The sequence below is a fragment of the Streptomyces sp. NPDC057638 genome (genome assembly GCF_042800315.1).
GTDB lineage: Bacteria > Actinomycetota > Actinomycetes > Streptomycetales > Streptomycetaceae > Streptomyces.
The window spans coordinates 1-7,025 of record NZ_JBHVHF010000357.1 but is presented as its reverse complement, the minus strand read 5'-3'; the positions used below and the strand labels follow the sequence as shown (position 1 = coordinate 7,025).

General features: G+C 71.3%; 10 protein-coding genes. All 10 read left to right on the top strand.

Features of this window, described 5'->3' with window-relative positions; translation table 11 throughout:
- The first annotated feature begins 70 nt into the window (after nucleotides 1-70).
- The 10 genes from ACFVIM_RS30740 to ACFVIM_RS30695 all read left to right on the top strand — a co-directional run bounded on the left by ACFVIM_RS30740 (nucleotide 71) and on the right by ACFVIM_RS30695 (nucleotide 6,954).
- The gene (locus tag ACFVIM_RS30740) at nucleotides 71-691 is read left to right on the top strand and encodes a hypothetical protein (protein ID WP_384308271.1); all 621 of its coding nucleotides are present in this window, start codon (nucleotides 71-73) and stop codon (nucleotides 689-691) included.
- Between the two features lie 63 nt (nucleotides 692-754).
- On the top strand, nucleotides 755-1,144 hold the full coding sequence (locus tag ACFVIM_RS30735; protein ID WP_384308268.1) for a hypothetical protein: 390 nt from the start codon (nucleotides 755-757) through the stop codon (nucleotides 1,142-1,144).
- A gap of 114 nt (nucleotides 1,145-1,258) precedes the next feature.
- Nucleotides 1,259-1,426 carry a hypothetical protein gene (locus tag ACFVIM_RS30730; protein WP_384308265.1) on the top strand — a complete coding sequence of 56 codons (168 nt, stop codon included), beginning with the start codon at nucleotides 1,259-1,261 and terminating at the stop codon, nucleotides 1,424-1,426.
- Between the two features lie 32 nt (nucleotides 1,427-1,458).
- Nucleotides 1,459-2,163, top strand: a complete 705-nt coding sequence (locus ACFVIM_RS30725; RefSeq protein WP_384308263.1) for a hypothetical protein — start codon at nucleotides 1,459-1,461, stop codon at nucleotides 2,161-2,163.
- Nucleotides 2,164-2,244: 81 nt separating this feature from the next.
- Nucleotides 2,245-2,694 (top strand): DUF2958 domain-containing protein, encoded by a 450-nt coding sequence (locus ACFVIM_RS30720; protein WP_384308260.1) that lies wholly within the window; start codon nucleotides 2,245-2,247, stop codon nucleotides 2,692-2,694.
- 527 nt (nucleotides 2,695-3,221) lie between these two features.
- Complete coding sequence (locus ACFVIM_RS30715; RefSeq protein WP_384308257.1) at nucleotides 3,222-3,581, top strand: hypothetical protein; 360 nt, start codon at nucleotides 3,222-3,224, stop codon at nucleotides 3,579-3,581.
- A 107-nt stretch (nucleotides 3,582-3,688) separates the two neighbouring features.
- Nucleotides 3,689-4,279: a hypothetical protein gene (locus ACFVIM_RS30710; RefSeq protein WP_384308254.1), complete on the top strand. Its 591-nt coding sequence runs from the start codon at nucleotides 3,689-3,691 to the stop codon at nucleotides 4,277-4,279.
- Nucleotides 4,276-4,737 (top strand): hypothetical protein, encoded by a 462-nt coding sequence (locus tag ACFVIM_RS30705; protein ID WP_384308251.1) that lies wholly within the window; start codon nucleotides 4,276-4,278, stop codon nucleotides 4,735-4,737. The genes ACFVIM_RS30710 and ACFVIM_RS30705 overlap by 4 nt, the downstream gene beginning before the upstream one ends.
- On the top strand, nucleotides 4,734-5,315 hold the full coding sequence (locus ACFVIM_RS30700; RefSeq protein WP_384308249.1) for a hypothetical protein: 582 nt from the start codon (nucleotides 4,734-4,736) through the stop codon (nucleotides 5,313-5,315). Before ACFVIM_RS30705 ends, ACFVIM_RS30700 begins: the two co-directional genes overlap by 4 nt.
- A 454-nt stretch (nucleotides 5,316-5,769) precedes the next feature.
- Nucleotides 5,770-6,954 (top strand): DUF932 domain-containing protein, encoded by a 1,185-nt coding sequence (locus ACFVIM_RS30695; protein ID WP_351495525.1) that lies wholly within the window; start codon nucleotides 5,770-5,772, stop codon nucleotides 6,952-6,954.
- Nucleotides 6,955-7,025: the final 71 nt, after the last annotated feature.

Below are 7,025 nucleotides of genomic sequence, written 5' to 3'. Positions count from 1 at the left end.
GGCCGCGAGCGCGCCCCGGCGACCGGACCGCCGAGCCGGTCACCAACACCCCTCACTGAAGGACACCCGCATGTTCGTCGTCGCTCCGCGCGTACCGAAGGAACTCGAAACCCCCCATGCGGCATGGCGTGCCGCCCAGAACGCGGCCGCCCTCTCCGGAGCCGCCCTGATCGCCGCCGCGCACCCCGGACTCGCAGTCGAGGACCCGGAGGACCCTCTCAGCCTCACCGCCCATCTGGACGGGGGCGGACGGATCAGCGTGCGGCCGGACCACTCCACCCTCGCCGGTCTCCACCTGGACGCCAAGGCGCTGTCCCTGCCCCACGCGCAGCTGATCACCGACATCGTGCACGGCCGCGGCGGGTTCCGTCTGGTCAGGCGTGGAACGGGTGCTCCCACCGGCGAGCTCCGTGATGCGGAGCCCGGCCGGTACGCCCAGGCCGGTCCCGGGTGCCCGGTCGCGCACGAACTGGTGGTCAACGACGATCAGACCGTCGATCTGTCCTTCCCCGGCGCCGGGATGAACGCCGTCGTCGGCGCCCTCGCGGCGCTCCGAGACCCAACCGCCGTACGGGTCCACCAGGACGGCTGCACGGTCTTCAACTGCACCTGTCAGTGTCCGACGGCCGGGGAATGCCGCGCGTGCGACACCTGCGCCTGTCAGTGCCAGTGCGCCGGTCGGGCGACATAGCGCGCTCCGCCGCCGAGCCCGCTCGCCCAGGACCCACCACCACCCAGAGCTCACGGAGGCACCGTGCATTCCTCGTCCCAGCCCCTTCCCGAGCGCGTCCACGACGCGGCCCCCGCAGACCGATGCGCGTTCGTGGTCGCCGCCATCGCGGACGCCGCGGACCGCGCCGCCAGGGAGAGCGGGCACTCGTCCGCCCGGACCGTCACCCTCGAAGTCGGCGCTGATCCCGGCACCCTTGTCGCCCAGTACCTGACCGCCGAGGACGGTACGCGTCTCGAACCCGAAGGACCCCACCTCGACCAGATGTTGATGGCCCTGGCGGAGCTCGCCGAGCACCCGTACGAAGAGTGGGCGGCGTACTGCGCCGCGGCGGACGACCGGCGCGGCGTGTACGAGCTTGACGCCAGAGCCGCCGAGCGCGCGATGCGGGGGCTGCACCATCCGGCCGGGTAGCGAACACCCGACCGGCGTCCTCCCCGCCTCCATGTGGTAGAATAATCAATGTCGAGTCGGGGAGGGCAAGCCTCGGATCGGCCACCACGTACCCCTTCCGCACCAAGGATCGCCATGACGCACCCCTGCGACGACTGCCGCCGCCCCGAAGTGCTCGACCGCCACTCCCGTGTCACCCTCACCGGCGCCATCGTCAGCACCTGGCTCTGCACCCCCTGTGGCCGGAAGTTCGACGAGACGACCGAACGTCTCAACGCCATGGCCAGCCCCCTGGTGGCGTGACCGCCCGCCCGGCCGAGAGCGAAAGGCCCCTCGTGAACAACCCGCGTACCGTCACCCGCGACCTCCACCTCGTCCACAGTGAGACCCAGCGCTACGACACCCTCGTCCGCCTGGCCGTCCCCGAACCCATCGCCGACGACCCTCACGCCCTGTACCTCCACCTCCGCGCCCACCCCGAGAGCTGGGAGGACGAGGCGGAGCGGGAGCAGCGGTGGACGGGCCACGGCGGCGTCCACCTTCACCAGGTCCGCCGCGCGAGCAGCCAGGGCGCCCCGCCGGCGTCCCCCGAACCCCCCGCCCGCGAACCCGTCGTCTCCGCCTACACCCGCCACCGCCTCCAGGCCGGGCGACTGGCGTACGAAGTGGTCGCGGCCGTGGCCGAATCCCTGGCCTGGGCCGTGCCCGGCGCCCGGTACGCCGTCCTCTCGGAGGACTCCACGGACGGCACCGTCGAACTGGCCGAATTCCTCGACAGCGACGGGGTCGAGGTGGACCACATGGAGGACGTCGCCGCCAGGGGTGGCCCAGACCTTCCCGCCGACCTCCGGGACGGGGTGTGGGGCGACCACGGCGTCAACGGCTGGGACATCTTCAACGCCCTCCTCAACGACGCCCGGGGGGACGGGGCGGGCTTCCCGACCCTCCCCGAACTCCCGGACCGCGCAGCCGGAGGGCTGCCCGAACGATGCCTCATCCTGCCCCGGGAGGAGGTTGCCCCGCACGACCAGAAAAGGTAAACTAATACATGTCGTAAACGGGGAGGGCAAACCTCGGTTGCGACGAGATCACCACAAGCCGCCTGCATCCAGGAGACCTTCATGGCCGACCAGCACGTGCCCGCCACCCAGCTCGACAGCACCCTCACGCCGGAGGTCTGGCGGCGTGAGCGCGGACACGCCTTCTACCCGCCCAACGAGGTTCTGCGAAGCATCCCGGCGCTCTGCGCCACGGACGGCGTCCCGTGCGAACACAAGACGATCCACGCCCACTACTTCGCCGCGTGGGGCGACTGGTACGTGACCGAGCTCGATCCGGCCAGCGGCGAGGCGTTCGGCTGGGCCCGTCTCGGCGCCGACGACACGCAGGGCGAATGGGGCTACTTCGACCTGCCCGCACTGGAATCCCACCGCTCCCCCCGAGGGCTGCCGAACTTGATCGAGCGGGACCTGGACTTCGAGCCGCAGCTCGCGGCCGAGTGCCTGCCGGAGGGGCGCCGCCGTCTCGGGTGCGAGGCCGACGAGTGCTCTACGTGCAAGCCGCTGTCCTAGAGCCCCGCCGAAGGGGCCGCCGCTCCGACTTCAGGGCCGGGCGGCGGCTCTCAGTCGCGCGGCCCGGAACCGGCTCCGCCGCATCGGCCGCCCCGGGCAGTCGGCCCCGACCTCTCGGATGGGCCCGAGTGCGAGCTCTCAGTGGCCGCCGGCCCGGTCCACGACCTCGTGATCTCGTCGATCAACGCCGGGTCTGCCGGGAGCGGACTGGCCGCGGGGAGATCCAGGATGATGGCACCGTACGCCGGCCAGGCGGGCGCATCCGCGTCGGGCGGGACGACTTCGCCGGTCACGCTCGACGTCTTGCCGGTGCCGCCGCGGGCGACGTGCAGTTCCATGTTCCCCCTTCGAGTCGTTGCTGCCGAGAGTATCGGCACATTGCGGAGGCCGGGCCGCACCGCCGCCGGAGGGAGGGCGCGAGGCGAGTTGACACCCTCGCCTCCGACAGGTAAATTAGTACATGTCGAAACGGGGAGGGCAAGCCCCGGATCGGCCACCACGACCCTTTCCTTCAAGGAGTTGCGCTCATGCTGCACCAGCCTCACGTCAACGGCCCCTGTGCGGCCTGCGTTGCCACGGGTTTGCCCGCCGTCGCGGCCCGCGACCTCAAGGTCGGGATGCTCATCCAGGACGCGTTCACCCCTGGCCCGTACAGCGAGTACTCGGTCGGTGAGATCGGTGCCGTCGAGGTGGACGAGAGCGAGTACTTGCCCGTCCAGTGGTCCTTCCGCTGGCACCGGGTCTACCGGGGGACAGAGCTCATCTACGCCTACCCGGACAGCAGCTTCAGCACCCATGTCGTCATGGGTGATCACGAATACCTCCCGCTCGACCCCGGCAGCGCCGAACCCCCGACCGAGAAGTACAAGAACCCCACCTACCCCTGACGCCAACACCCCCGCACCGCCGGGGGCGCGGCAATCCCCAGCCGCTCCGGGAGGGCAAACCCGCGGCGGCCCACCACGGTCACCACCACCCCAAGGAGGTCTCCCCGATGGGAGCCCGCGCCATTGTCGAATGGCACCAGGACGACAACGACGCCCCGGTGCTCATCCAGCGCAACCCCTGGCTGAGCCCCAGCACCTTCCTGCCCGCGCTCGCCGACTTCGTCCACGCCGCCCGCGAGGGCGGCCATGCGCCCAGCGCCGAACGCTTTCGCGGGTGGGCCGCCGAGCGCACGCCGTACCTGCTCGGCCAGGACGAGCCCCGCGACCGGATGATGTTCCTGCAGCCCGGATCCGACGTGCAGTTCCACTACCTCATCCAGCTCGATGAGGGGCACCAGCCCGCCGGACGGGTACTGCGTGTGACGGCCCGCGAGAAGGAGCCCTTCCGGACGAGGGTCGGGGGCCGCTGGGAGATCACCCACCAGGCCACGACCGACGACGAGCTGTTCGAACTGGCCGCCGGCATCCTTCGGCAACAGGCCGCCCGCATCCGTCGGCTCGCCGCCGAAGGCCGCGGCGGACCGATGCCTCCGGCCGACGAGGTCGCAGCCCGCGCCGAGAGGATCCGGGCCCGCAGCAGTCGGCTCTCCAGGGCGGACGGCCAGGCCCGGGCGGCCGCCCGGAGCGTGACCCCGTGAACCGTCGGCACACCCTGTGGGACCCGCCACCGACGCTGACCCCGAGCAGCCTCGAAGGGCTCGCCGTGCTCGGCCACGCCCACGGCCCGACCCATCCCCCGTGGACCCGCAGGGGAAAGAGCCGCACCCGCTACTCCATCCACGCCCTCGACGCCGACCGGGACAGACTGCTCGTCTCGATCAGCAGCATCGTCCTCGCCGACGGCGACACCGAGCACCCGCACCCCCAGCGCGGCATCACCGGCTGGGCCAAGCCCGGCGACTTCGAGCTGATCCTGCTGTCCCACCTGCGGACCGAGGGTCCCTACTCCGGCTACCAGTGCCACCACCACACCGCCACCCACCCCGGCGCCCGGCCGTGCTGGCACTGCAAAGCCCGCCCGCCGGGAGACAGCTGCGACCACTTCACCGTCGCCCGGTCCGTGCTCGGAGAGAACCCTGCGGGAGGAGCCCGATGACGGCCACCGCTCCGTGCCCGGTCAGCGACCAGCAGGGGCGCTGCCTCGACGCAGCCGCCCGCGGCCCCCTGTTCGCCTCCTTGGAGTACGGCGCCGTACGCTACTTCACCACCCGGCCCGAGCCTGACGCCTCCGCCGTCTTCCGGACGGACGATGTCCACGAGTGCCTTGTCCGGGACTGGGTGAGGTGGGCCGACGACCGCCGCTCCGTGTCCGTCACCGAGGCCGGCCGCTCCGCCCTCGCCGCGTACCGCCGTCACGTCCAGCACCTCGGCGAACTCCCGTACACCGTCACCAGGAACCCCCTGCGAGGCGATCTGCACCGTCCGGATGAGCCGGCCCGGATTCTCCGCGATTCCCGGACCGGCCGGGAGATCCGGCCCGGCGACAGGATCACGGACCCGTCCGGCCGGCCTGTCACCTACCTCGGCCCGACCATGAGCCGCGCCGGAGCCGACGGAGCATGGCGGCCCGGCCGGGTCGCCCGGGTCCTGTACGACGCAGACACCTCCTGGCTCTTCCTCCCCGCCCACATCGGTGCCGCCTACGACGACATGCCGACCGCAGGCGGCAACTGAGCGATACGCGGCCGAGCGGGCGCCGGACGGCGCGGCCTCGAACGCGGGGCTCCGCCCCGGACCCCGACCTCACTCCCAGAGGGAGGGGGGACCCGTGCCCGGGTGCGGCACGGGGAGGGTGAAGGCGCGGGGGCGCGGGGGGTTCCTCCGGCCGGTCGACGTCCGAACCCTGCCACACCCGGCCAGGACCACTAGCCCAAGCCGCTACGCGGTCGCTGCGCGAGGCCAGCGGCCCCGTCCGGGCGCGGCACCACCGCGCCGCCGACCGACCGGAGGAACCCCCCGCTCTCAGGGCGCGCAGTCTGCGGGCCGCAGAACCCCGCCGAGAAAACCCGGGAAAACCGCCGCTCAGAACTTGCGCCCACCACCCAGGAGGAGTATATTAATACATGTCGGAACGGGGAGGGCAAACCCCGGACCGGCCACCACGAACCAGCCTCGCAAGGAGCGCACCATGGCTATCGAGACCACCGAGCAGTTCACCCGCCGTGCCGCCGTCGTCATCCCGACCGACGCCGCGTCGAACGCCCGGAACGCCGATCTGCCCGACCTCGCCCGTATCCTCCAGGATCGGCACGAGGCCAAGATCGACATGGTCGCCCCCGCTTCCGCCCTCACCTTCCAGGGCGGCAACCTCACCGTCCAGGGCCTCCCTCCGATCCTCACCGACACCGGCGTCACCATCGCCGATGGCACCTACCGCCCCACCACCGTCGCGGATGAGGGCATCGCCTCCAAGCTCGGCATCCCGCTCGCTTACCTCCGCCGGATGCGCGCCGACAAGGTGGACCTCTACGACGCGAACGTCATGGGGTGGCTCGCCGAGGACCCCTCCCGTAAGTTCCTCCTCCGGGCGTTCACCGGCCCCCAGGGCGGCGAAGGAGTCCTGCGCGCCTTCCTCTCCGACAGCTACAAGATGATCGACAACTTCGATGTCCTCTTGGCCGCGCTCAGCGGCGTGCGGGAGTCCGGCCACGGCGTCCGCATCACCGGGTGCGACCTCACCGAGCGCCGCATGATCGTCCGGGTCGAGTCCGAGCACATCAAGGTGCTCGCCCCCAGTCTCCTCAAGGGGTACCGCTCCCCCTTCACCGGCCAGACCGGCGACGAACTGCCCGTCGTGAGCGCCGGATTCGTGATCGCCAACAGCGAGGTGGGCGCGGGAGCCTTCACCATCACCCCCCGGATCACCGTCAAGGTGTGCGAGAACGGCATGACCATCCAGAAGGACGCGCTCCGCGCCGTCCACCTCGGCGCCAAGCTGGACGAAGGCGTCATCCGCTGGTCCGGGGACACCGAGACCAAGAACCTCGAACTGATCACCGCCCAGGCCCGCGACGCGGTCGCAACCTTCCTTGACCGCGAATACGTCGAGAACAAGCTCACCCAGATCGAGAAGGACGCGGGCCGCCCGCTCGCCGACCCCGTCAAGACGATCGAAGTCGTCTCCAAGAAGCTCAAGTTCACCGACAGCCTGCGCGAGTCGATCATGGGCCACTTTGTCACGGGCGGACAGAACACGGCGGGCGGCATCATGCAGGCCATCACCGCCACCGCCCAGACGCTCACCGACGCGGACGCGGCCTTTGAGCTGGAGGGCCAGGCCCTCCCCGCCATGAACCTCGCCGCCAGCGCGTAGCCCCAAGACGACCGCTCCGGGGGTACACCCCCAAGCCCCCGGAGCGGTCCCCGGTCCGCCCACCCCAGGGC

Bases quoted from the DNA above. Each gene is read 5' to 3' on its own strand.
- ACFVIM_RS30740 (WP_384308271.1), top strand. From the start codon at position 71: ATGTTCGTCGTCGCTCCGCGCGTACCGAAGGAACTCGAAACCCCCCAT.
- ACFVIM_RS30730 (WP_384308265.1), top strand. From the start codon at position 1,259: ATGACGCACCCCTGCGACGACTGCCGCCGCCCCGAAGTGCTCGACCGC.
- ACFVIM_RS30720 (WP_384308260.1), top strand. From the start codon at position 2,245: ATGGCCGACCAGCACGTGCCCGCCACCCAGCTCGACAGCACCCTCACG.
- ACFVIM_RS30715 (WP_384308257.1), top strand. From the start codon at position 3,222: ATGCTGCACCAGCCTCACGTCAACGGCCCCTGTGCGGCCTGCGTTGCC.
- ACFVIM_RS30710 (WP_384308254.1), top strand. From the start codon at position 3,689: ATGGGAGCCCGCGCCATTGTCGAATGGCACCAGGACGACAACGACGCC.
- ACFVIM_RS30700 (WP_384308249.1), top strand. From the start codon at position 4,734: ATGACGGCCACCGCTCCGTGCCCGGTCAGCGACCAGCAGGGGCGCTGC.
- ACFVIM_RS30695 (WP_351495525.1), top strand. From the start codon at position 5,770: ATGGCTATCGAGACCACCGAGCAGTTCACCCGCCGTGCCGCCGTCGTC.